This window comes from Oceanibium sediminis (assembly GCF_003265325.1).
GTDB classification, from domain to species: Bacteria; Pseudomonadota; Alphaproteobacteria; order Rhodobacterales; family Rhodobacteraceae; genus Halovulum; species Halovulum sediminis.
On the sequence record NZ_QGNX01000006.1, the window covers coordinates 233,973 to 254,685 of the forward strand.

Genomic DNA, 20,713 nt, shown 5'->3' on the forward strand with positions numbered 1-20,713 from the left:
GGTCTCAGGCGGCGTTGGCGCGCGCGGTCGCGAAGGAAACCAGCCGCCGCCGCTTGTGATCCCAAAGGTCGAGGTGCGCGCAGGACAGGCTCTGACGCAGGGTCATCCGGCAATGCTCCGCAAGGATCGGATGGTCACGCAACACGTCCGGCAGGCGATAGAAGGGAATCCGCGAATAGAGGTGATGCACATGATGGATCCCAATGTTCCCAGAAAACCAGCGTAGAACCGGCGGCAAATCGTAGTGCGAACTGCCGTGCAGCGCCGCCTCGTGCAACTGCCAGTCCGGGGTGTGGTTCCAGTGTGTGTCCTCGAACTGGTGCTGGACGTAGAACAGCCAGACCCCGATTGACGCGGCGACAAGCGTCGTGGGCAAGACGACCAGCAGCAGCCCGGCGAGACCGGTCGTCGCGATCACCGCGGCCACGATGAGCGCAATCGCCAGGTTCGTCGCCATCGCGCTGATCCAATAGCGCCGCCCCTGCCCCATCAGCCCCAGCGGCAGGCGGTTCTGCAACATGAACAGGTAGCCCGGCCCAAGCCCGAACATCACCAGCGGGTGGCGATAGGTCCGGTACATCAGGCGCTCCAGCGGGCGGCGGGCGGCGTATTCCTCTGTCGTCAGCGTCAGGACATCGCCGATGCCCCGCCGGTCCAGGTCGCCCGAATGGCTGTGGTGGATCGCGTGGGTGCGCCGCCAGACGTCATAGGGCGTCAGGGTGAAAATGCCGAACACACGGCCCACCCAGTCGTTCAGCCGCCGACTGGCAAAGAAGGAGCCATGGCCGCAGTCATGCTGGATGATGAACATCCGCAGCAGGAAACCCGCGTTCAAGACCGAGAGCAGAAGCGACACGACAGGCAGCGTCGGCACCAGCCAGAGCGCCAGTGCCCCGAGGCCGATGAACGGGCCGAGGGTGATAACAAGCTCGCACCAACTGCGGAGCGTGCTCGGATCGCGGTAGCGTGCCAGGATGCGTACCCAGTCGCGCGGGGGCACGTCATACGTGCTCGATGCTTCGTGTTTCATGGCCTGCCGTTTATATCTTCCGCTCCAGTTACAGCACCTCTGCCTCATGGCAAGGAAAAAGGCGGATCCGGGGAAAAAACCTGCGGGCCGTGCAGGCGGCCGGGTGGGCTCATCCGGGGCGTGTTTCAAGCCTGTCCAAAAGCCGCAACACCTTGATCGCGGAGCCCATTCCGGCGATCCGCGCGCCGCGCAGGGGCATCGCGCGGATCGGCGACAGCGGGAAGGGCAACGTCTCGGGCGCCGCGCCGAGCACCCGCTCGGCCATGACGCGGCCCATGACATTGGCCATCGCAACGCCCCGCCCGTTGTAGCCGAGACCGGCCAGAAGGCCCGGTTCCGGCTCATGCAGATGGGGCAGATGATCGTCCGTCAGCGCGATGACGCCGCTCCAGCGATAGCGCCAGCGCACTTGGGCGAGTTGCGGAAACACCCGCGCCGCGTCCCGCGCCAGCCAGTCGAAGCCGCCAACACGCCCGTCGCGCCCGCGCTGCCCGAGCCCGCCGAAGATCATCCGCCCGTCAGGCTCGCGCCGGGCATACATGATGATGCGGCGGCTGTCCGAGATGGTGTGCCCGCCCGGCAGGATGGACGAGATCACTTCGTCCGGCAGCGGATCGGTCGCGATCTGCGCAGGCGTCACCGGCAGGATCGAGCGGGGCAGCGTCGGGATCAGCCCGCCCGTATACCCGTTCGTCGCCACGATCACCCAGTCCGAGGTGACCGCGCCCCGGGCGGTGCGCACATGCCACGCGCCGTCGCGGCGCTCCAGCGTAGTGACGGCACTTTGGCCGTGGATCGCCGCGCCCCGGCTTTTCGCGGCCTCCGCCAGCCCGCGGGCCAGGGCCAGCGGCTGCACCGCGCCGCCCCGGGGCGTCAGCACCCCCGCGCGATACGCCGTCGTCCCGGAAAGCTTGGCGAGCGTGGCGCCGTCCACCTCCTCCATCCCGGCGCCAAAGGCGTTCCAGGCGGCCATTCCGGCGCGCGCCTCCTTCAGCGCGCGCGGCGAATGCAGGACCCTGAGCCACCCGTTCTGACGCGGCTGGCAATCGATCCGGTACCTCTCGATCAAGGCGAAAAGCTCGTCCGCCGACCCGAGCGAGGTCTGCGCCAGGCGCTCGAAATAGACCGGGCCGAGCAGCGCCCGCAGCCGGTTCGGGGTGTTGAAGGGCAGCATCGGGTTGACCTGCCCCCCGGTGCGCCCGGACGCGCCGTAGCCGACATCGCCCGCGTCCAGCACGATGACGCGCGTCCCTGCCTCCGCCAGCATCAGGGCGGCGCGCAGGCCGGTGAACCCGGCCCCGATCACGGTCACATCCGCGCGGTGGTCGCCGCTCAGCGGCGGGTGATCCTCCCCCGCGGGCGCGGTGTCGCGCCAAAGCGGGTGCTGCACATCATGGGCAAGCGGAGTCATGGTCATGGCCTTCGGATCAAAAAGCGAGTTCCCACCAGAATTCAGCCCGCCGCTTGCCCTGTCAATCGCGGCGCGCCATTGGGAAAGCTGAATAGAAAGCGCGGGAAATACAGCGAAATTAGCCGATTATTGGAAAGGGCGTGACCACATCTTTTGCGGACATAGCGTCACAGACTCCAGTTTAGGGCCAACCTTAGGGCCAACGCTCAAAATGTGTTGACCCTTTCGTCCCACGCTCAATAGGATTTTCAGGCATAACAAAAATGCCCATTGCGCAAGCTGCTACATCTGGCTCCACACCGGGGGATCCGGTGCAATGCTCGTCCACAAGGGCCGCAAGACCGACACGACCGGCACAAAGCCGGCTTTCAACCAACAGGAGACATCATGAGAAAGACACTCGCAACACTGCTGGCAGGCACCGCGATTGCGGCGTCGGCCCAGGCGTCGCTGGCCGATGGTCACATCGACGAGATCACCGTCGCCTACTTCCTTGAGTGGCCGATGCCGTTCCTTGCCGCCAAGGCGGAAGGCAAATACGCAGAGGCGCTTGGCGTCGACGTGAACTGGGTCAGCTTCGACACCGGCACCGCGATGAGCGCCGCCATGGCCTCGGGCGACGTGCAGATCGCGGTCAGCCAGGGGATCCCGCCCTTCGTGGTGGCGGCCTCCAGCGGGCAGCCGCTGCAGGTGATCGACGTTGCCGTGTCCTATTCGGACAACGACAACTGCGTCGTGCGCACTGAGCTTGAGATCGACAAGGAAAACGCCTCCGAGCTGAATGGCAAGAAGGTCGCCATCCCGCTCGGCACCGCCGCGCATTATGGCTTCCTGCGGCAGATGGATCACTTCGGGGTCGATATTTCGACGCTGGAAATCGTGGACATGGCCCCGCCCGAAGGCGCGGTCGCGCTAGCGCAGGGCGCGCTGGACTTCGCCTGCGGCTACGGCGGCGGTCTGGCACGGATGAAAGAGCACGGCAACGTGCTGCTGACCGGCGCCGAGAAGGAAGAGCTTGGCATCCTGGTCTTCGACGTCACCTCCGCCCCGGCGGACTTCATCGCCGAGAACCCCGAGTTGGTGGCCAAGTTCCTGGCCGTCACAGCCGAGGCCAACGACGCGTGGAACGCGGGCGACAACCGTGACGCGATGCTGGCCGTGATCGCCGAGCAGTCCGGCATGGAACTGGCGGATGCGGACGCGTCGATCTCGACCATGACCTTCCCGAGCCTGGAAGAGCAGCTGAGCGACAAGTGGATGAACGGCGGCATTCAGACCTTCATGAAGGGCGTCGCGGATGTCTTCGTAGAAGCGGGCAGCATCGAAAGCGCGCTGGACAGCTACGAAGACTCGCTGAACGCCGGGCCGATCAACGACGCCAGCAACATGTAACCACCGGCACGCCGCCGGAGGCACACCACACGGGGCGGGGTTGCGAACAGCGCCCCGCCCCGAGCGTTTCAGGGGGGCAGGTTCAGAACGGCAGGCCGATGTAATTCTCGGCCAGTTCCCGGCGCGCGGTTTCCGAGCGCGCAAGATGGGCAAGGCTGGCCTTGCGCATCTGCGCGGCGAAACTGTCCTCGCCCTCGAAATGATGCAGCATCATCGTCATCTGCCAGCTGAAGCGCATCGCCTTCCAGATCCGTTGCAGGGCCAGATCGGAATACCCCTCGATGCCGCGCGTGTCGTCACGCTTCAGCGCATCGATCAGCGCATGGTGCAGGTAGTAGACATCCGACACCGCAAGGTTCAGCCCCTTGGCCCCGGTCGGCGGCACGATATGCGCGGCGTCGCCCACCAGGAACAGGTTCCCCCAGCGCAAGGGCTCCGCCACGAAGGAGCGCAGCGGCGCGATGGATTTCTCGATCGAGGGGCCCGTGATCATCGCTTCCGCCGTGTCCGACGGCAGGCGTCGGCGCAGCTCGTCCCAGAAGCGCGCGTCGCTCCAATCCTCGGGGCGGTCGCTGAGCGGGACCTGCACGTAATACCGGCTGAGCGTCGGATTGCGCATGGAGGCGAGCGCGAAGCCCCGGTGCGAGTTCGCGTAGATGATCTCGTCACTGCAAGGCGGGGTTTCGGACAGGACGCCGAGCCAGCCGAAGGGATAGACCCGCTCGAATTCCTGCCGTTTCGCCGCCGGGATGGTGCCCCGGCTGACGCCGTGAAACCCGTCGCAGCCCGCGACGTAGCGGCAGGTCAGCGTGCGGCGCGCGCCCTCATGCAGGAAGGAGACGACGGGCGCGCTGTCCTTCGCGCACTCGATCACCACGTCCTCGACCCCGTGCAGGATCGTGGTGCCCATCGCGGACTGGGCCTCGTAAAGATCCTGCGTCACCTCGGTCTGGCCATAGACCATCACCGATTTGCCGGTCAGCTCGTGGAAGTTGATCCGCACCATCAGGTCGTCATCGCTGAGGTAGCAACCCTCGTGGGGGATGCCTTCGCGCATCATCCGCGCGCCGACGCCCGCCTCGGTCAACAGCGCGACGGTGCCGCTTTCCAGGACCCCGGCCCTGATCCGGCCGAGCACATGCGCCCGGCTGGCGCGTTCGAGCACCACGGTGGCAACGCCCGCGCGGTTCAGCAGTTGCGACAGCAGCAACCCGGACGGGCCGCCGCCTATGATGGCGACTTCGGTTTTCATGGCCTGCCCCTGGCGGAAGGATCGGCGATCATCGCATGCCAGAATGCGCGCAGGAATGGACCGGGGACACCATGACTGGTACTATTCGAACATGCCCCGCCCCGCCGCGATACCCGACTTCACCCTCTTCGGAGAGACTGGCGCCTTCCCCGACGTCGTCCATTGCGAGCGGATCAGGGACCGCGCTTCAGGGCACGGATGGGTGATCACGCCGCACAGGCATAGCCAGATGGTCCAGGTCTTCCTGCTCGAAAGCGGCCATGCCGAGGCGCAGCTGGACGATCGCGTGATCCGGATCGGCCCCGGCACCGTGCTCTACATTCCGGCACAAACCGTGCATGGCTTCGCCTTCGCACCCGGGACCGAGGGGTTCGTGATGTCCTTCCCCCTGCCCCTGCTCGGCGGCATTCTTTCGGCGAACCCGGATGTCGGCGCAAGCCTGGCCGCCCCGATCGGGGGGATGGCGGGGCCCCGGCTTGTGGCAAGCGCCGCGCTGCTGGCCGATACGCTGGCCGGGACCGCGACCTACCGCGCGACGGCGGCCATCGGGCTCGCGCAGGCGATGCTGGCGGCCGTGGCCGAGCTTGGCGCGCCGCCGGGCACGCCCGAAACCGGGGCAGGCCACCTGCGCCAGCTCGAGGCGCTGATGAAGGCGCACATGGGCGACGGATGGCGTCCGGGCGACTATGCCGCGGCCCTGTCGATCAGCACCGGGCACCTCAGCCGGCTGTGCCGCGCCGCCGCGGGTGTCGGCGCGAACGCCTACATCGAGCGCGCGACCATGACCGAGGCAAGCCGCCTGCTGGCCTTCACCCGGCTGCCGGTCGCGGTGATCGGCTACCGGCTGGGCTTCGCGGACCCGGCCTATTTCTCGCGCCGGTTCCGCGTGGTGCAGGGGCTGACGCCCACCGCCTACCGCGCCGCCTTCCTGGGCTGAGGTCAGGCCAGCAGCACGGGGATCCGGATCGGGCCGCGAAAGCCGAAGCCCCGCCAGATCACCGCGGAGGCGTCGGGAATGGACATGTCGGGGAAGCGATCGAACAGGATCGGCAGCATCACCTGGCCCACCGCGCGGCGCGCGACATGGGTGCCCTGGCAGAAATGCGGGCCGTTGCCGAAGGCCTGGTGCGGCACTTTCGGGCGGTAGACGTCGAACACCTCGCCATTCTCGACCACGTCCTCGTCGCGGTTGGCGCTGGCCTGGATCGTCATCACCGTGTCGCCCTTGGGGATCAGGTGGCCGCGGATCTCCGTATCCTCGGTCACCAGCCGGGAGGAGGCCTGGATCGGCGCGACCCAGCGCACCGCTTCCTCGAAGGCGAGGTCCCAGTCTTCGTTGCGGACCACCTCGTCGCGCTGCTCGGGGTTGGTGAGCAGGCCGTAGAGGACGGTGTTCAGCGCATCGCGCGGCTCGTTGATGCCGCCGCCGATGGCGATCTTGATATTGGCGTAGATCTGGGTCAGCGGGATCGGGTCCGGATCGTTCAGCATCACCGAAAGCGCAGAGTTGCCCGGCTCGGCGCGGTGGCGTTCATGCAGGCTGTCGAGCAGGGCGTGAACCTCCTCATTGGCGCGGTCGGAGCGCGCGAAGGGCTCGTCCCGCCAGCCGAAGTTGCCCGCGCCGTCGATCAGCGCCTGGCTCCAGCGCTGCATTTCCGCGTCGCTGGCCTCCTCCATGCCGAGCAGGATCGCGAGGCCGCGCGCCGCGTAGGGGCCCGAGAGCGCGGGAAACAGGTCCACCACCTCGCCCCGCGGCAGGCGCGCGACGTAGTCCTCGGCCACCTTGCGATAGCGCGGGATCCAGTCGTCGCGGATCACCTTGGGGCTGAAGGCGGGAGCCATGGCCATCCGCTCCCTCAGATGCGCCTCGCCGTCCTTGCGCATCAGCGTGTGGGACCAGAACGCGCGCTTCATCGGCGTGTTGGGGTCGTCCGAGCTGAACAGCTCGGGCGTGTCCTTGACGTATTTGGTGTCCGCCGCCTTCGTCAGCAGCGTGCGCCCGGTCGCCTTGACGCGCAGCACCGGTGCCTCGCGGCGCAGGCGGCGGTAGATGGGGTACGGGTCGCGATCCAGCTGGTCCAGCGTGATGGTGTCATCCTCGGGGGCAAGATTTGCCATGACGCGATCCCTTTCGATTCGAAATGCGCTTCTTAACACGATAGGCACAGGCACCTGCCCGTGCGAACCCCTCGCCGCGGAGATATCGCAAGCTATGTAGGGGGTGTGGGCGGGTCGTCAAAAGACTTAGGGCTTCACGCCGGGGTGATAATCGCGTTGTGTAAAGCGGGACCCAAGCCGGAATGCCTGGAAGACGCGCTCAGAACCTACGGGAGGAGACATGATGAACCGAATGACACGCACGATGCTCGCCGCGCTGGCCGCCGTCGCACTGCCAACCGCGACACTCGCGCAGGAGGTGACCTTGCGCCTGCACCAGTTCCTGCCGCCGGTGGCGACGGTGCCTGCCAAGATCCTGAAGCCATGGGGCGAGCAGCTGTCCGAGGCATCCGGCGGGCGGATCGAGATCCAGCACTTCGACGCCATGGCCCTTGGCGGGCGGCCCCCCGAGCTGATGGACCAGGCGCGCGACGGCGTGGCCGATCTGATCATGACGATTGTCGGCTACACCCCTGGCCGCTTCCCGCGCACGGAAGTGTTCGAACTGCCCTTCATGATGAAGGACCCGGTCGGGACCTCGCGTGCGTTCTGGCAAATGGTCGAAAGCGATTTCCAGGGGAATGAGTACGCCGACGTCAAGGTGCTAGGCGCCTGGGTGCACGGCCCCGGCGTGATCCATTCCGCCGAGCCGATCCGGTCGCTTGAGGACATGGCCGGCAAGACCCTGCGCGGCCCGACCCGCGTCATCACCGACATGCTGAGCGAGCTTGGCGCAACCCCGGTCGGCATGCCCGTCCCGGCCGTGCCCGAGGCGCTGTCCAAGGGCGTGATCAACGGCACCGTCATCCCCTGGGAAGTGACGCCGGCGATCCGCTCGTCCGAACTGGTCAGCAACCATACCGAGTTCACCGGGGACGAGGCGCTCTACACCGCCACCGTCGTGCTGGTGATGAACAAGGACCGGTATGAAAGCCTGCCCGACGACCTGCGCGCCATTCTCGACGCCGAGGCGGGCGAGAAACTGTCCACCTTCGCCGCGCAAGCGATGCTGGACGCCGATGCGCCGGGCCGCGCCATCGCGGAAAACGCGGGCAACAACATCATCCAGCTCGACGCAGAAGAAGTCGCCCGCTGGAAGGAAGCCGCCCAGCCCGTGATCGCGCGCTGGGTCGCCGAGATGGACGAGAAGGGCATCGACGGCCAGGCCCTGATCGACAAAGCCTCGGCGCTGATCGACGAATACTCGCAGTAAGCACTTCGCCGGGGTCCCCGCACGGGGCCCCGGCAAGGGCCGCGACGCGCGCATGTACAGCATCCTCTCCTCCTTCGCCCAGGCGCTTGCGCGCTGGATGGCCTACGCGGGCGGCGCGGTGCTGCTGATCGTGGTCGGGTTGACCTGCATTTCCATCGCCGGGCGCGCGCTGCTGCCCTTCAACCTGGGCGTGGGGCCGATCAAGGGGATTTACGACATCACCGAAATCGGGATGGCCGCCGCCGTCTTCGCGTTCCTGCCCTGGTGCCAGGTGCAGCGCGGTCACGCCGCCGTCGACCTGTTCGAGCCGGTCTTCCCGCCGCTGCTCAATCGCCTCCTCGACCTGCTGTTCGACGGGGCGATGTTCGCGGTGGCCCTCGTGGTGACATACCGGATGTACCTCGGGATGGCGGACAAGATGCGCTACGGGGAAACCACGCAGATCGCGCAGATCCCGGTCTGGTACGGCTACGCGGCCAGCCTTGTCGGGGCGGCGGCCTTCGTGCTCGTCGCGGCGTTCTGCGTCATCCGGGCGGCGCGCGCGCTGGTCCGGGGCAAGGCGGATGGTGCCCATGTCTGACATTGCGCTGGCGCTGTGGTCGTTCCCGGTTCTGCTGATCCTGATCTTCCTGCGCGCGCCCATCGCGCTGGCGATGTTGGCGATCGGATTCGCGGGCTCCTACCTGGTCATCGGGACTCCGGCCATGGTGCTGAACCAGTTGAAGACGCTGACCTATGGCACGTTCTCCAACTACTCCTTCTCGATCATTCCGCTGTTCCTGCTGATGGGCCAGTTCGCCACGCTTTCAGGGATGTCCGCATCGCTGTTCCGCGCGGCGGAGAGTTTCCTCGGCCACCGGAGGGGCGGCGTCGCCATGTCCGCCGTGGGCGCCTGTGCGGGCTTCGGGGCGATCTGCGGCTCGTCGCTGGCCACCGCCGCGACCATGGGCCAGGTCGCCCTGCCCGAGTTGCGCCGCTACGGCTACCCCGGGTCGCTGGCCACCGGGGCGCTGGCGGCGGGGGGAACCCTCGGCATCCTGATCCCGCCGAGCGTGATCCTGGTGATTTATGCCATCCTGGCCGAACAGAACATCGAGAAGCTGTTCGTCGCGGCCCTGATCCCCGGCATCCTGGCGGCCATCGGCTACATGATCGCCATTTCGATCTGGGTCCGGGTTTCGCCCAACGCCGCCGTGGTGAAGGACCGTGTCCCATGGGGCGAACGGATCGTGGCGCTGGCGGGGATCTGGCCGGTTCTGGCGATCTTTGTCGCCGTCGTCGGGGGGATCTACGTCGGGATCTTCACCCCGACCGAGGCGGCGGCCGTGGGCGCCGCCGGCACCGGGCTGACCGCCGCCCTGTCGGGCCAGATGAGCGTCGCGCGCCTGCGCCAGGCGTTGCTGTCCACCGCCACGTCGACGGCGATGATCTTCCTGATCATCCTTGGCGCGGGGGTCTACAACAACTTCCTGGCGCTGACGCAACTGCCGCAGAACGCCTCCGTCTGGGTGGCGGAACAGGGGGTCTCGCCCTGGTGGGTGATGGTCGCGGTGCTGCTGATGTACCTGGTGTTCGGCTGCATCATGGATTCGCTGTCGATGGTGCTGCTGACGGTGCCGATCATCTTCCCGATCATGGCCGCCCTGGATTTCGGGATGAGCCCCAACGACTTCGGGCTGTGGTTCGGCATCCTCGTGCTGATCGTGGTGGAGGTGGGGCTGATAACGCCGCCCGTCGGCATGAACCTGTTCATCATAAACAAACTGGCCGACCAGGTGCCCATCGGGCAGACCTATCGCGGGGCGCTGCCCTTCGTTGTCACCGACATGATCCGCGTGGTGATACTGACCGCCTTTCCGGGCATCACGCTGTGGCTGGTCTGGGTGATCGACGGGCTCAGGTGACGCGGCTGACCTTGCGATGGGCCGGATCGTCCCACAGGCGGTTGTCCATGACGTCCTGAAGGATATCCACCGCCGCCAGAACGTCGCCCTCATCCAGGTAGAGCGGGGTGAAGCCGAAGCGCATCACGTCCGGCGCGCGGAAATCCCCGATCACGCCGCGCGCGATCAGCGCCTGCATCGCGGCATAGCCATGCTCGAACGCGAAAGACACCTGCGAGCCGCGCAGAGCCCCGTCCCGCGGGCTGACTAGGCGCAGGTCCGGGCAACGCGCCTCCACCTCCGCGATGAACCGCTCGGACAGCGCGAGCGAGGCGGCCCGCACATCGCCAAGCGACACGCCGTCCCAGGCATCCAGCGCCGCGTCCAGCGCGCTCAGTTGCAGTACCGGCGGGGTACCGACGCGCATCCGCTCGATATCCGGCGCGGGGCGGTAGCCCAGGTCGAAGGCGAAGGGCGCGTCATGGCCCATCCAGCCCGACAGGAACGGTTCCGCCTGCCCGATCAGGTCCGGGCGGACATAGATGAACGCCGGCGCACCCGGCCCGGCGTTGAGGTACTTGTAGGTGCAGCCGACGGCGAATTCCGCGCCGGAACCGGCGATATCCACCTCGACCGCGCCCGCACTGTGGGCAAGGTCCCAGATCATCACCGCGCCCGCGTCCTGCGCCTTGCGGGTAATCGCGGCCATGTCGTGCTTGCGACCGGTGCGATAATCAACCTCGGTCAGCATCACGGCGGCAAGCGTATCGTCGATCGCAGCGGCCACCTCCTCGGGCGGGACGACCTTCAGCGTGTAACCCGCGTCCCGCAGGCGGATCAGCCCCTCGGCCATGTAAAGGTCGGTCGGGAAATTGCCGTCGTCCGACAGGATCACCTTGCGCTCGGGGCGCATCTGCATCGCGGCGGACAAGGCCTGGAAAACCTTGATCGTCAGCGTGTCGCCGGTCATCACGCTGCCCTTGGGCGCGCCGATCAGCCCCGCGATACGGTTGCCTACCCGTTGCGGCAGGCCCATCCAGTCGCAGGTGTTCCACCCCTTGATCAGCTCCTTCCCCCACTCGTCTCGAACGACCTGTGTCAGGCGTTCGGCCACGCCGCGCGGCAGCGGGCCAAGGGAATTGCCGTTGAGGTAGATCACGCCATCGGGCACATCGAACAGCGCCTTTCGGGGCAGGGTCATGGTCATAATCCTCCTCGCATGTGCCAGAGTTCGGGGAACAGCTCGACTTCGAGCATCCGGCGCAGGTAGGGCACGCCGCTGGTGCCGCCGGTGCCGCGTTTGAAGCCGATCACGCGTTCGACCGTGGTGACATGGTTGAACCGCCAGCGGCGGAAGTAATCCTCAAGATCAACCAGCTTTTCGGCCAATTCGTAAAGCGTCCAATGTTCATCCGGCGCGCGGTAGATCCGGGTCCAGGCCGCGATGACCTGCTCATGGGCCTTGTGGGGCCCGTCGAGGCGATAGACCTCTGCTGGGAATTCCAGCCCGAGGGCCTGTTCCAGCTGCCTGAGCGCCACGTGATAGAGGCTCGGGCGCTGCATTTCCGCGCTCAGCCGGCGGTGCAGCTCGGGGCGGTGCTCGTGTACCTTCAGCATCGCGGGATTGCGATTGCCGAGCATGAATTCGATCAGGCGATACTGGTGCGACTGGAAGCCTGAGGACGCGCCGAGCGACTTGCGGAACGTCGTGTAATCGCTGGGCGTCATGGTGCGCAGCACGTCCCACGCGTTATTGAGCTGCTCGAAAATCCGCGCGACACGGGCGAGCATCTTGAACACCTGGGGATTCCGCCCCTCCTCCATCAGCGTGCGGGCAGCGGAAAGTTCGTGCAGGATCAGCCGCATCCAGAGTTCCGAGGTCTGGTGCTGGATGATGAACAGCATTTCGTCATGCGCGCCGGACAGCGGGCGCTGCGCGGCGAGCAGCTCATCCATGTCCAGGTAGTCGCCGTAGCTCATGTCGCGCGCGAAGGACATCTTCGCGCCGTCCCGGCTGGGATCGTAGCTGTCGCTCATCGTGCCCTCCTGCTGCGGCTGCTCATCTTGCTGATACAGCGGCGCGGGGGCCACGCCAAGGTGGCGCGCAAGCGCTGGCCTGTCAGGGCCTCAGGACATGGCCGTCACATATCGTCATTTTCGCATACATATCCGCGTCGAACAGCGTCAGGCTGGCGCGATGACCAACACGCAAGCTGCCAAGCGCGTTCTGCAAACCAAGGGCCGCCGCCGGATTGTGCGAGGCCATGCGCACAGCAGCGCCGGGCGATGCGATGCCCTGCGCGATCATGTTCCGAAGGGATTCGTCCATCGCCACATGCGCCCCGGCCAGGGTGCCCTTGTCATTGGTCAGGCGGCCGTCGACCAGGTGGATCGTCTCTCCGTGCAGGTCGAAACTGGTCTCCACCCCGGCAAGGCTGCGCATGGCGTCGGTGACGAGGCACAGGCGATCCGGCATCAGCCGCGCGGCAAGGGCGACGTTGCGCCAGGCAACGTGGTGGCCGTCCGCGATGATCCCCGCGTACATCCGCTCCGAGGTCAGCACTGCGCCGACGACACCGGGCTCACGCGGCCCGATCTGGGACATGGCGTTGAACAGGTGCGTCGCCCCGGACAGGCCCTCGGCGGCAGCCTGCTCGACCTCGGTCGCGGTGGCGGCGCTGTGACCGGCGAACAGGATGACACCGGCGCGGGTCAGCGCCTGTGCCGCGCCCTCTGGCAGTTCCTCGGGGGCGACGGTCAGCAGCAGGGGGCCGGGAAAAGGCTGGGTGAGGAGCTCGATATCCTCGCTGTCCATGGGCCGGATCGCCGCCGGGTCATGGATGCCGGGCCGCCGGGGGCTGAGGAAGGGCCCCTCCAGGTGCAGGCCGAGGATGCCGGGCACGCCCGCCTCGATCGCAGCACGGGCGGCGGCGATGGCTTGGGTATAGTCGCGCCCCGGTGCGGTGATGAAGGTTGGCAGGATGTGCGCCGTGCCGCCCTCAGCCGCGCCCTGCGCGATCCGGGCCAGGGCGTCGACGGTGGGATCGTCGTTGAACTGGACGTCCGCCGCGCCGTTGATCTGAAGGTCGATCAGCCCCGGCGTGACGATGTCGGCAAAATGGCTCGCCCCGGCCGCATCGCCGGACGTGATGAAGGCGATACGCCCGCCTTCAATCCCGATCAGCATGTCGCGCTGCGCCTCTTCGCTTGCCCCGTCATACAGGGTGCGGGCAAAGACAGTGCAGCGCGTTTCAGTCAAATTCACTTTCCCCGCCCCCCGGATGAACGTGTTCGTAGTAGTCGGTAAGCTTCAGGTCGGACGCCGCCGCCCGGTCCAGCACCAGCGTGGCGCGCGCGTGCATCTGCAGGGCCGAGGCGGGACAGGCCGCGCTGACCGGGCCTTCGATGGCGCGGGCGACGGCGTCGGCCTTGGCCGCGCCGGTGGCTAGTAAAAGGCAGGAGCGCGCGGCCAGGATCGTGCCGATCCCCATCGTCAGCGCATAGCGCGGGGTCGTTTCGTCATCGGCGAAATACTGGCGGTTGGCGGCCCGTGTCTCGGTCGTCAGGGTCTTGATCCGCGTGGCCGAGCCCAGGCTGGAGGTCGGCTCATTGAAGCCGATATGGCCGTTCCGCCCAATCCCCAGAAGCTGCAGGTCGATCCCGCCGACACCGGCGATCAGCGCCTCGTAGGCGTCCGCCTCTGCGGTGGGATCAGGCGCATCGCCCCGGGGCAGATGGGTGCGCGCGAGATCGATGTCGATGTGATCGAACAGCGCCTCGCGCATGTAGCTGTGATAGGAACCGGGATGCTCTGGCGCGAGGCCGACATATTCGTCCAGGTTGAAGGTCGTGACCTGCGCGAAAGAAACTCCCTCGTCGCGATGCATGTCACGCAACAGGCGATAGAGCGGCAGCATCGTGCCCCCAGTCGCAAGGCCCAGCACGGCGGCAGGGTTCGCGCGCACGCTTCGCGCGACAATGCCCGCGACGCGGGCGGTTGCGGCGCCCTCGTCCTCGAGGATCAGTACTTTCATTTCGTATTCTCTCCTGACATATGCGCCAGCGCGCCGAGAAGCGGGCCGTCCGCGCCCAGGGTAGCCTTTACCAGCGGCACACGGAACAGTGCGGGTTCCGCGTCAAGCTGGGCCGCGACGCGGTCAATGAAGCCCGGGGCGAGGCCGATGCTGCCGCCGATGGCGATGCGCTCGGCACCGAGCATGGCGGCGGTGTCAGCGCAAAGCCCGGCGATGGCCCGCGCCGCACGTGCGACGATGGCCTCGGCCCAGGGGGCGCCCCCGGCGGCCGTCTCGAAAACCGCGCGCGCGTCTGCCCCGGGGTGCCCGGCAGCCTGCGCCGCGGCGGCGATGGCGCGCCCGCCCGCCACGCTTTCCACGGTGCCGCGTCGGCCGCTGCCGCAAATGTCCTGCCCCTCGGGGCTGGTCATGAAGCCGAGGTGCCCGGCCAGCCCGTTGGCGGATTGCACCAGGCGGTCGTTCAGCACGATGCCGCCCCCGACACCGGTGGATACGGTCAGGTAGACGAAGTTCGCCGCCCCCTGCCCCGCGCCGAAGCGCGCTTCGGCCAGGGCCGCCGCCGCCGCGTCGTTGCAACAGCCCGCCGCACCGAACCGCGCGCGCAGCGCCGCCCCGAGCGGCACACCGTCGATAGCGCTGAGGGTTCCGGCATTGACCGCGAACCAGCGCCCGTCATCACTGACCCGCCCGGTGACCGCCACGCCAAGCGTGTCGCCCGCACCGTGGCCGAGCCGGGTGAGCAGAGTCTCGATCTGCGCGAGCTGGGCCTCCAGCCCCGCAGCGCCATCCGTGGGCACCACGAGCTGCTCGGCGAGCGTGCCGCCCGTGATCCGTGCCGCCGCCGTCTTGGTGCCACCGATGTCCACGGCGAACCCGGACAGTGCCGTGCGGCTCATTGCCTTGCCCTTGCGGCGAAGGGGGCGCAGAAGCGCGTCGTCATCACCTCGAGCCGGGTCAGCACGCTGCCCACGGTGACGCTGTCGGCCCCCGCGTCCAGCGCGGCGGCGATCAGCGCGGGGGTGTCGTAGCGCCCCTCAGCCATGACGAAACCGCCAAGGGCGCGGAAGGCGCGCACCAGGTCCAGGTCCGGGGCGGGATCATCGCGCTCCGTCTCTGCCGTGTAGCCCGACAGCGTGGTGCCGAGGATGGACGCGCCGCCCGCGCGGGCGCTGCGCCCGTCCTCAAGCGTGGCGCTGTCGGCCATGGCAAGCGCCCCGGCAGACAGGATCGCGGCGAGGATCGCGTCGCGCTCATCCTCGCGCGGGCGGGGCGTGGCGTCATAGGCCACCACGTCGGCCCCCGCGCGGACCAGGTCCAGCGCGTCCGAGATGCGCGGCGTGATCCGCACCGGCGTATCCGCGCTGTCACGCTTGACGATGCCGATGATCGGCACGGTAACGCGCGGGCGCACGGCGCGCAGGTTGTCGACGCCTTCGATCCGCAGCCCGGCAGCGCCCCCGGCGACCGCCGCCTCGGCCATCGCCGCGACGATCTCGGGGTAGTCCATGGGGCCGTCATCCACGGGCTGGCAGGACACGACGAGCCCGCCGCGCAAAGTCTTCAACACGTCCATGGCTCAGTCCATCAATCCGGGAAGGCCGGTCGCCAGGATCGGGAAGGCGCAGACCAGGATAAGCACGACAATCGGCGGGATCAGCCAGGGAAGGATCGCCCGCGCCAGCCGCTGGTAGGGAATATCGCCCACCTGCGCGACGACGAACAGGGCCATGCCCATCGGCGGCGTCAGGATGGAGATCATCAGGTTCAGCACCACGATGATCCCGAAATGCACCGGGTCGATCCCGAAGCCCATGGCCACGGGCACCAGGATCGGCACCACGATCAGCAGGATCACCAACGACTCGATGATCGCGCCGAGGACGAAGATCATCAGGTTCACCGCGATCAGGAAGCTGATCGGGTCGTCCGCCACGGTCAGGAACAGCTGCGCGATCTGCTGGGGCGCCTGTTCGCGCGCCAGCACCCAGCCCAGCAGCCCGACGCCCGCGATGATCGTGGCGATGGCGGCCGAGGTGATGGTCGTCTCGTAGATCGCGTCCCAGAGGCGCTGGAATGTCAGCTCGCGGTAGAACACCAGGTCGATCAGGATGGCGTAGAGCACGGTGATCGCCGCCGCCTCCGTCGGCGAGAAGTAGCCCGAGAAGATGCCCCCCACGATCACCACCGGGGTCAGCAGCGCGGGCAGCGACTTGACGAACAACACGGCAATCTCGGCCGGGCGGTGCACCGGGTCGCGGGGATAGTTCCGCTTGCGCGCGATGAAGTAGACCATGAACATCAGCGCGGCGGCGCACATCACGCCGGGGATGATCCCGCCGAGGAACAGCTTCCCGATGGAGGTGTTGGAGATGACGCCGTAAAGCACCATGGTGATCGAGGGCGGCACCAGCGGGCCGATCATCGATGATGCCGCGGTCACGGACCCGGCGAATTCATCGTCGTAGCCCGCCTTGCGCATCGCCTCGATTTCCATCTTGCCAAGGCCCCCGGCATCCGCCAGCGCAGAGCCGGACATGCCCGAGAAGAACAGCGAGGCCAGCACGTTCACATGCCCGAGCCCGCCGGTGATATGGCCGACCAGGGCCCGCGCGAAGCCGAACAGGTGGTTGGTGATCCCCGCCGAGTTCAGGATCGCCGCCGCAAGGATGAACAGCGGCACGGCAAGCATGGGAAAGCTGTTCAGCCCGTCCACCATGCGCTGCGTCGCGAACGACAGCCCCAGCCCCGACCAGTAGAAATACCCCATCGACACGAAGATCATCGCGATCCCGATGGGAACGTTCAGCAGGACGAGCAGGAGCCATCCGAAAACAACGGCGGAAAGGATCACAGCACGATCTCCTTGTCGGGCGCATCGCCGCTGTCGCCGCTCAGGATGCGGCGCAGGATGCGGTGAACGATCAGAATGAAGGCGAAAAAGGCCGACGCGTAGAGGACCGCGTCCGTCGTGGGCAGTGATACGGATTCATTGTTCCAGGTGCGCAGGATCGACTTCCAGGCGATCCAGACCAGGTGCCCCGCAATGCCGAGGTAGACCAGATCGCTGACCAGCCCCAGCGCGCGCTGGAAGCCGCGCGGCATCAGCTGCATCAGGAAGCCCATGCGCAGGTGCGCCTTGTTGCGCTCCACCGCACTGATCGAGATCAGCGCCATCCAGACCCAGAGCCAGCGGGCCACTTCCTCGGTCCAGATCGGGCCCGAGAACAACGGGGTGCGTCCGAAGATCTGCACCAGGATGACCAGGAACAGCCCGATGAATAGGACCGAGCCGATACACGCCTCAAAACTGTATTTCCTGAACATGCTGACCTCCGCTGCTGGTTGGCGGCGGGGGCCGGTCGCGGCCCCCGCCTGAAGCTTACTTGCCGCGGACGCGGGCGATGGCGCCCTCTCCGAATTCGGCCTCGAGCTCATCATAGTACGGCTGCATCGCGTCGCGGAACGGCGCGGTGTCGGGATAGGTGATCGTCAGGCCGCGTCCCTTGAAGGTTTCGACCAGTTCCTCTTCCGCCTGGAAGGTCAGCGCGTCGGAGACATCGCCACCCGCCACGATCGCTTCCTGCACCCAGGCCTTTTCCTGGTCGCTGAGGTCACCCCAGGTCGCGGTGCCCATCTGGATCGCGCTGGAGGCGATGAAGTGGTTGGTCATCGCGACGTGGTCCTGCACTTCGTAGAACTTCATCGCCTCGATCGTGGGCAGGGGGTTTTCCTCGGCGTCGACCTGGTTGGTCTGCAGCGCTAGGTAGACTTCCTGGAAGGCGACCGGGGCGGGCGTTGCGCCGGTGTTCTCGGCGAAGGCGATCAGGAACGGCACGTTCGGGGTGCGCATGCGCAGGCCGGCCATGTCCTCGAGGGAGTTGATGGCGCGGTTCGACGTGGTCTGACGGGTGCCGTAGTACCAAACGTCCAGCAGGTGGATGTTCTGCTCTTCCATCTTGCCGGCGATTTCCTGGCCCCAGGGACCGGCGACGATGTCCTGAAGATGCGCGAAGTCGTCCACGACGTAGGGCGCGCCCACCAGTTTCAGCTCGGGGATGATGTAGGACATGTCCGGGTAGCCGGTCATAACCATGTCCAGCTCACCCGCCTGCACCTGCGCCACCATCGCTTTGAAGTCGCCAAGCGCGGCGGAGGGGAACAGCTTGACGCTCATCTCGCCGCCGGAAAGCTCTTCCAGCTTTTCCTTGAACGCGACAGCGCCCTTGTAGACGTTGGAGACTTCGTTGTCCTGCATGCCGAACGTCAGGTCACGCGCCTGGGCGGCACCGGACACAAGGGCGAGCGCGGCCGCGCAGCCCAGCATTTTGCCGTAAAAAGTCATGTGTTCCTCCGTAGTGGGTCCTGTGGCAGATCGTGGCTGCCGATTGATGTCAGTCCGCAATGTCCTGACCGGGTCCGTTCTTGACGGATTTCGGGGGCTTCAGGCGAAGCCGGAATGATCGGGTGAGGTGACGGTCCATCACCGCCGTCGCCTCGGTCGCGTCGCCGTCCAGGATCGACTGGAACACCGCGCGATGCTCCTCGTAGGCCTGGTTGTCGTGTGCGACCTGGTCTTCGACCCGCGTGCGCTGGCGCAGCAGTTCGGACACGAACATGTCGTGCAGCGTCAGGATCACCGGGTTGTCGATGGTCGAGACCAGCGCGCGATGGAACGCGATGTCGGTCTCGGGGAAGGCGTCGGTTCCGATCGCCTCGTAGTTCGCGTCGAGCGTCGCATTCAGCTTGGCGATCTGCGCGTTGCCGCCGCGCATCGCCAGTTCCCGCACCGCGCCGGTTTCGATGAACTGGCGCATCTGCTCGAGGTGCACGCCGCTTTCCGCGTCGCCCAGGATCTCGCGGATATGGTCGCCCGCCCCGCGCAGCACGTCGATCAGCGACGGCTTCTTGGCACGCGGGCGCCTACCGGCGTCGGCGGTCGCATAGCCGCGCATCTGCAACTGGGCCAGCGCCTGGCGCACCGTGGGCCGCGAGGCGCCGAACTGCTCGGTCAGCTCACGTTCGGGGGGGAGCGGGTTTCCTGCGGCAATCCTGCCATCGCGGATCTCGGCGATCAGCGCCTCGGCGATCGCGTCGCTTGTCCGTTTGGTTTCCTGCAAGTCGCCCATCCCTACTCCCGCTTGTTCGGCTCATCCCGAAGGCACTTCGATTGGCCGCTTGCGGTTTTGTAACCCCTGATTTTAACTATTGTCAAACCAAAATTACCGAACTACTCCTTTTGGTAAGTCCAAAGAGAAATGTCCGGCCGGCTACACTGCCCGCGCCCGATCAACGACGAGGAAACCCATGACTGATTCATTCACCGGCATGTACGCGGCCCTGATGACCGGGTTGGACCAATCGGGCGCATTCGACCCCGAGCGCCAGCGCGTCCTGACCAAGTACGTCGCGGGCCAGGGGCTGCGCGGGCTCTACGTGGGCGGCAGCAGCGGCGAATCCGGCCTGCTCGAAAGCGCCGCGCTTCTTGAACAGCAATCGGTGGTGGCCGATGTTGCGCGCGGCACCGGTAACGTGCTGATGGCGCATGTCGGCCTGCCCTCGCTGGGGGATTCGATCCGCCTCGCGAAGAACGCGAAGACGTTGGGCTATGACGCGCTTTCCGCGCTGCCGCCCCATTCCTACCCCTTCACGGACGAAGAGATCTTCGCCTACTACAAGGCCCTGGCCGCCGCGACCGACCTGCCGCTGATCGTCTACGAGATCCCGATCCGAACCGGGCGCCCGCTGCCGCTGGAGCTTCTGGTGCGCATCCTCGACCTGCCGAACGTGGCGGGGATCAAGTTCACCTCGACCGACCTGTTCAAGATGTCGATGCTGCGCCGGCAACGGCCCGACCGGCTGTACTTCTTCGGCTTTGACGAGATCTTCAGCACCGCCGGCGCGCTTGGCGTCGATGGCGGGATCGGCACGACCTATAACCTGTTCGGCCGGCTCTACGTCGCGATCTGGGAGGCGATCCAGGCCAACGACCTGCTGCGCGCACGCGAATTGCAGAACATCTCGCAGGAGTTTGTCGAGATCCTCCTGCAGACGGGCGTGCTGCCCGGCATGAAGGCCGCGTTCGGCCTGATCGGCATCGACTGCGGGCCCACCCGCGCACCGATGGCCCTAAGAGCCGACGACCCGGCCGCCCTGCTCTCCGGCTTCCTGGAACGCGCGGACGTGAAAGAGTGGATCGCGCTCTGATACCTGCTTCCGGGTTCTGCGGGACGTGAGCTGCCCCCCGAAAATCGGACGCTGACGTAAGCTATGATTTGCTGTCTGCTGATCTTCGACGAGAAGGAGATCAGAGATGTCGAAACGGAAGCAGCATTCGCCTGAGT

20 protein-coding genes are annotated in these 20,713 nt (G+C 66.8%); 6 read left to right on the plus strand and 14 right to left on the minus strand.

Annotated features, from left to right (window positions below; all coding sequences use genetic code 11):
* Positions 1-4: 4 nt before the first annotated feature.
* Both DJ029_RS16505 and DJ029_RS16510 read right to left on the minus strand, forming a co-directional pair.
* The gene (locus DJ029_RS16505; RefSeq protein ID WP_112323597.1) at positions 5-1,030 is read right to left on the minus strand and encodes a fatty acid desaturase; all 1,026 of its coding nucleotides are present in this window, start codon (positions 1,028-1,030) and stop codon (positions 5-7) included.
* Between the two features lie 109 nt (positions 1,031-1,139).
* Positions 1,140-2,441, minus strand: a complete 1,302-nt coding sequence (locus DJ029_RS16510; protein ID WP_232823108.1) for an NAD(P)/FAD-dependent oxidoreductase — start codon at positions 2,439-2,441, stop codon at positions 1,140-1,142.
* Positions 2,442-2,828: 387 nt separating this feature from the next.
* Between DJ029_RS16510 and DJ029_RS16515 the strand changes: the two genes are divergently transcribed.
* A complete protein-coding gene (locus DJ029_RS16515) occupies positions 2,829-3,833 on the plus strand; it encodes a taurine ABC transporter substrate-binding protein (RefSeq protein ID WP_112323599.1) in 1,005 nt (334 codons plus the stop codon).
* An 82-nt stretch (positions 3,834-3,915) separates the two neighbouring features.
* Here DJ029_RS16515 and pobA read toward each other — a convergent pair whose 3' ends face one another.
* Positions 3,916-5,085: a 4-hydroxybenzoate 3-monooxygenase gene (gene pobA / locus DJ029_RS16520; RefSeq protein WP_112323600.1), complete on the minus strand. Its 1,170-nt coding sequence runs from the start codon at positions 5,083-5,085 to the stop codon at positions 3,916-3,918.
* Positions 5,086-5,140: 55 nt separating this feature from the next.
* On the opposite strand from pobA, the gene DJ029_RS16525 reads away from it, so the two are divergent.
* Positions 5,141-6,022 (plus strand): helix-turn-helix domain-containing protein, encoded by an 882-nt coding sequence (locus tag DJ029_RS16525; protein WP_112323601.1) that lies wholly within the window; start codon positions 5,141-5,143, stop codon positions 6,020-6,022.
* 2 nt (positions 6,023-6,024) lie between these two features.
* Here DJ029_RS16525 and DJ029_RS16530 read toward each other — a convergent pair whose 3' ends face one another.
* Positions 6,025-7,203 carry a cytochrome P450 gene (locus DJ029_RS16530; protein WP_112323602.1) on the minus strand — a complete coding sequence of 393 codons (1,179 nt, stop codon included), beginning with the start codon at positions 7,201-7,203 and terminating at the stop codon, positions 6,025-6,027.
* Positions 7,204-7,435: 232 nt separating this feature from the next.
* Here DJ029_RS16530 and DJ029_RS16535 point away from each other — a divergent pair, with 232 nt between their 5' ends.
* From DJ029_RS16535 to DJ029_RS16545, 3 genes are read left to right on the plus strand one after another with little or no spacing between them, the layout of a single operon-like run.
* Entirely contained in the window at positions 7,436-8,455 is a 1,020-nt protein-coding gene (locus tag DJ029_RS16535) for a TRAP transporter substrate-binding protein (RefSeq protein ID WP_198671174.1), read from the plus strand.
* A 52-nt stretch (positions 8,456-8,507) separates the two neighbouring features.
* A complete protein-coding gene (locus DJ029_RS16540) occupies positions 8,508-9,035 on the plus strand; it encodes a TRAP transporter small permease (protein WP_232823109.1) in 528 nt (175 codons plus the stop codon).
* Entirely contained in the window at positions 9,028-10,359 is a 1,332-nt protein-coding gene (locus DJ029_RS16545; protein WP_112323603.1) for a TRAP transporter large permease, read from the plus strand. Before DJ029_RS16540 ends, DJ029_RS16545 begins: the two co-directional genes overlap by 8 nt.
* Here the strand turns inward: DJ029_RS16545 and kynU are convergent.
* The 10 genes from kynU to DJ029_RS16595 all read right to left on the minus strand — a co-directional run bounded on the left by kynU (position 10,352) and on the right by DJ029_RS16595 (position 19,498).
* Positions 10,352-11,539, minus strand: a complete 1,188-nt coding sequence (kynU, locus tag DJ029_RS16550; RefSeq protein ID WP_370445250.1) for a kynureninase — start codon at positions 11,537-11,539, stop codon at positions 10,352-10,354. The two genes, DJ029_RS16545 and kynU, sit on opposite strands and share 8 nt — an antisense overlap.
* A gap of 2 nt (positions 11,540-11,541) precedes the next feature.
* Complete coding sequence (gene kynA, locus DJ029_RS16555; protein ID WP_112323605.1) at positions 11,542-12,375, minus strand: tryptophan 2,3-dioxygenase; 834 nt, start codon at positions 12,373-12,375, stop codon at positions 11,542-11,544.
* Positions 12,376-12,457: 82 nt separating this feature from the next.
* Entirely contained in the window at positions 12,458-13,597 is a 1,140-nt protein-coding gene (gene nagA, locus DJ029_RS16560) for an N-acetylglucosamine-6-phosphate deacetylase (RefSeq protein ID WP_112323606.1), read from the minus strand.
* Positions 13,590-14,372 carry a glucosamine-6-phosphate deaminase gene (nagB, locus tag DJ029_RS16565; RefSeq protein ID WP_112323607.1) on the minus strand — a complete coding sequence of 261 codons (783 nt, stop codon included), beginning with the start codon at positions 14,370-14,372 and terminating at the stop codon, positions 13,590-13,592. The genes nagA and nagB overlap by 8 nt, the downstream gene beginning before the upstream one ends.
* On the minus strand, positions 14,369-15,268 hold the full coding sequence (locus DJ029_RS16570) for an ROK family protein (RefSeq protein WP_112323608.1): 900 nt from the start codon (positions 15,266-15,268) through the stop codon (positions 14,369-14,371). Before DJ029_RS16570 ends, nagB begins: the two co-directional genes overlap by 4 nt.
* On the minus strand, positions 15,265-15,945 hold the full coding sequence (locus tag DJ029_RS16575; RefSeq protein WP_112323609.1) for an N-acetylmannosamine-6-phosphate 2-epimerase: 681 nt from the start codon (positions 15,943-15,945) through the stop codon (positions 15,265-15,267). The genes DJ029_RS16570 and DJ029_RS16575 overlap by 4 nt, the downstream gene beginning before the upstream one ends.
* Positions 15,946-15,948: 3 nt before the next feature.
* Entirely contained in the window at positions 15,949-17,223 is a 1,275-nt protein-coding gene (locus DJ029_RS16580; protein ID WP_112323610.1) for a TRAP transporter large permease, read from the minus strand.
* Entirely contained in the window at positions 17,220-17,696 is a 477-nt protein-coding gene (locus DJ029_RS16585) for a TRAP transporter small permease (protein WP_112323611.1), read from the minus strand. Before DJ029_RS16585 ends, DJ029_RS16580 begins: the two co-directional genes overlap by 4 nt.
* 55 nt (positions 17,697-17,751) lie before the next feature.
* Entirely contained in the window at positions 17,752-18,714 is a 963-nt protein-coding gene (locus DJ029_RS16590) for a sialic acid TRAP transporter substrate-binding protein SiaP (RefSeq protein WP_112323612.1), read from the minus strand.
* A gap of 49 nt (positions 18,715-18,763) precedes the next feature.
* Positions 18,764-19,498: an FCD domain-containing protein gene (locus DJ029_RS16595; RefSeq protein ID WP_112323613.1), complete on the minus strand. Its 735-nt coding sequence runs from the start codon at positions 19,496-19,498 to the stop codon at positions 18,764-18,766.
* Between the two features lie 178 nt (positions 19,499-19,676).
* Between DJ029_RS16595 and DJ029_RS16600 the strand changes: the two genes are divergently transcribed.
* Positions 19,677-20,576, plus strand: a complete 900-nt coding sequence (locus tag DJ029_RS16600) for a dihydrodipicolinate synthase family protein (protein ID WP_112323614.1) — start codon at positions 19,677-19,679, stop codon at positions 20,574-20,576.
* The last annotated feature ends 137 nt before the right edge of the window (positions 20,577-20,713 follow it).

Excerpts from the sequence above, each read along its gene's own strand:
- DJ029_RS16595 (WP_112323613.1), bottom strand. The coding sequence starts at position 19,498 with ATGGGCGACTTGCAGGAAACCAAACGGACAAGCGACGCGATCGCCGAG.
- kynU (WP_370445250.1), bottom strand. The coding sequence starts at position 11,539 with ATGACCCTGCCCCGAAAGGCGCTGTTCGATGTGCCCGATGGCGTGATC.
- DJ029_RS16575 (WP_112323609.1), bottom strand. The coding sequence starts at position 15,945 with ATGGACGTGTTGAAGACTTTGCGCGGCGGGCTCGTCGTGTCCTGCCAG.
- DJ029_RS16545 (WP_112323603.1), top strand. The coding sequence starts at position 9,028 with ATGTCTGACATTGCGCTGGCGCTGTGGTCGTTCCCGGTTCTGCTGATC.
- DJ029_RS16600 (WP_112323614.1), top strand. The coding sequence starts at position 19,677 with ATGACTGATTCATTCACCGGCATGTACGCGGCCCTGATGACCGGGTTG.
- DJ029_RS16585 (WP_112323611.1), bottom strand. The coding sequence starts at position 17,696 with ATGTTCAGGAAATACAGTTTTGAGGCGTGTATCGGCTCGGTCCTATTC.
- DJ029_RS16590 (WP_112323612.1), bottom strand. The coding sequence starts at position 18,714 with ATGACTTTTTACGGCAAAATGCTGGGCTGCGCGGCCGCGCTCGCCCTT.
- kynA (WP_112323605.1), bottom strand. The coding sequence starts at position 12,375 with ATGAGCGACAGCTACGATCCCAGCCGGGACGGCGCGAAGATGTCCTTC.
- DJ029_RS16515 (WP_112323599.1), top strand. The coding sequence starts at position 2,829 with ATGAGAAAGACACTCGCAACACTGCTGGCAGGCACCGCGATTGCGGCG.
- DJ029_RS16570 (WP_112323608.1), bottom strand. The coding sequence starts at position 15,268 with ATGAGCCGCACGGCACTGTCCGGGTTCGCCGTGGACATCGGTGGCACC.
- nagB (WP_112323607.1), bottom strand. The coding sequence starts at position 14,372 with ATGAAAGTACTGATCCTCGAGGACGAGGGCGCCGCAACCGCCCGCGTC.
- DJ029_RS16535 (WP_198671174.1), top strand. The coding sequence starts at position 7,436 with ATGACACGCACGATGCTCGCCGCGCTGGCCGCCGTCGCACTGCCAACC.
- DJ029_RS16510 (WP_232823108.1), bottom strand. The coding sequence starts at position 2,441 with ATGACTCCGCTTGCCCATGATGTGCAGCACCCGCTTTGGCGCGACACC.
- pobA (WP_112323600.1), bottom strand. The coding sequence starts at position 5,085 with ATGAAAACCGAAGTCGCCATCATAGGCGGCGGCCCGTCCGGGTTGCTG.
- DJ029_RS16540 (WP_232823109.1), top strand. The coding sequence starts at position 8,508 with ATGTACAGCATCCTCTCCTCCTTCGCCCAGGCGCTTGCGCGCTGGATG.
- DJ029_RS16525 (WP_112323601.1), top strand. The coding sequence starts at position 5,141 with ATGGACCGGGGACACCATGACTGGTACTATTCGAACATGCCCCGCCCC.
- DJ029_RS16505 (WP_112323597.1), bottom strand. The coding sequence starts at position 1,030 with ATGAAACACGAAGCATCGAGCACGTATGACGTGCCCCCGCGCGACTGG.
- DJ029_RS16530 (WP_112323602.1), bottom strand. The coding sequence starts at position 7,203 with ATGGCAAATCTTGCCCCCGAGGATGACACCATCACGCTGGACCAGCTG.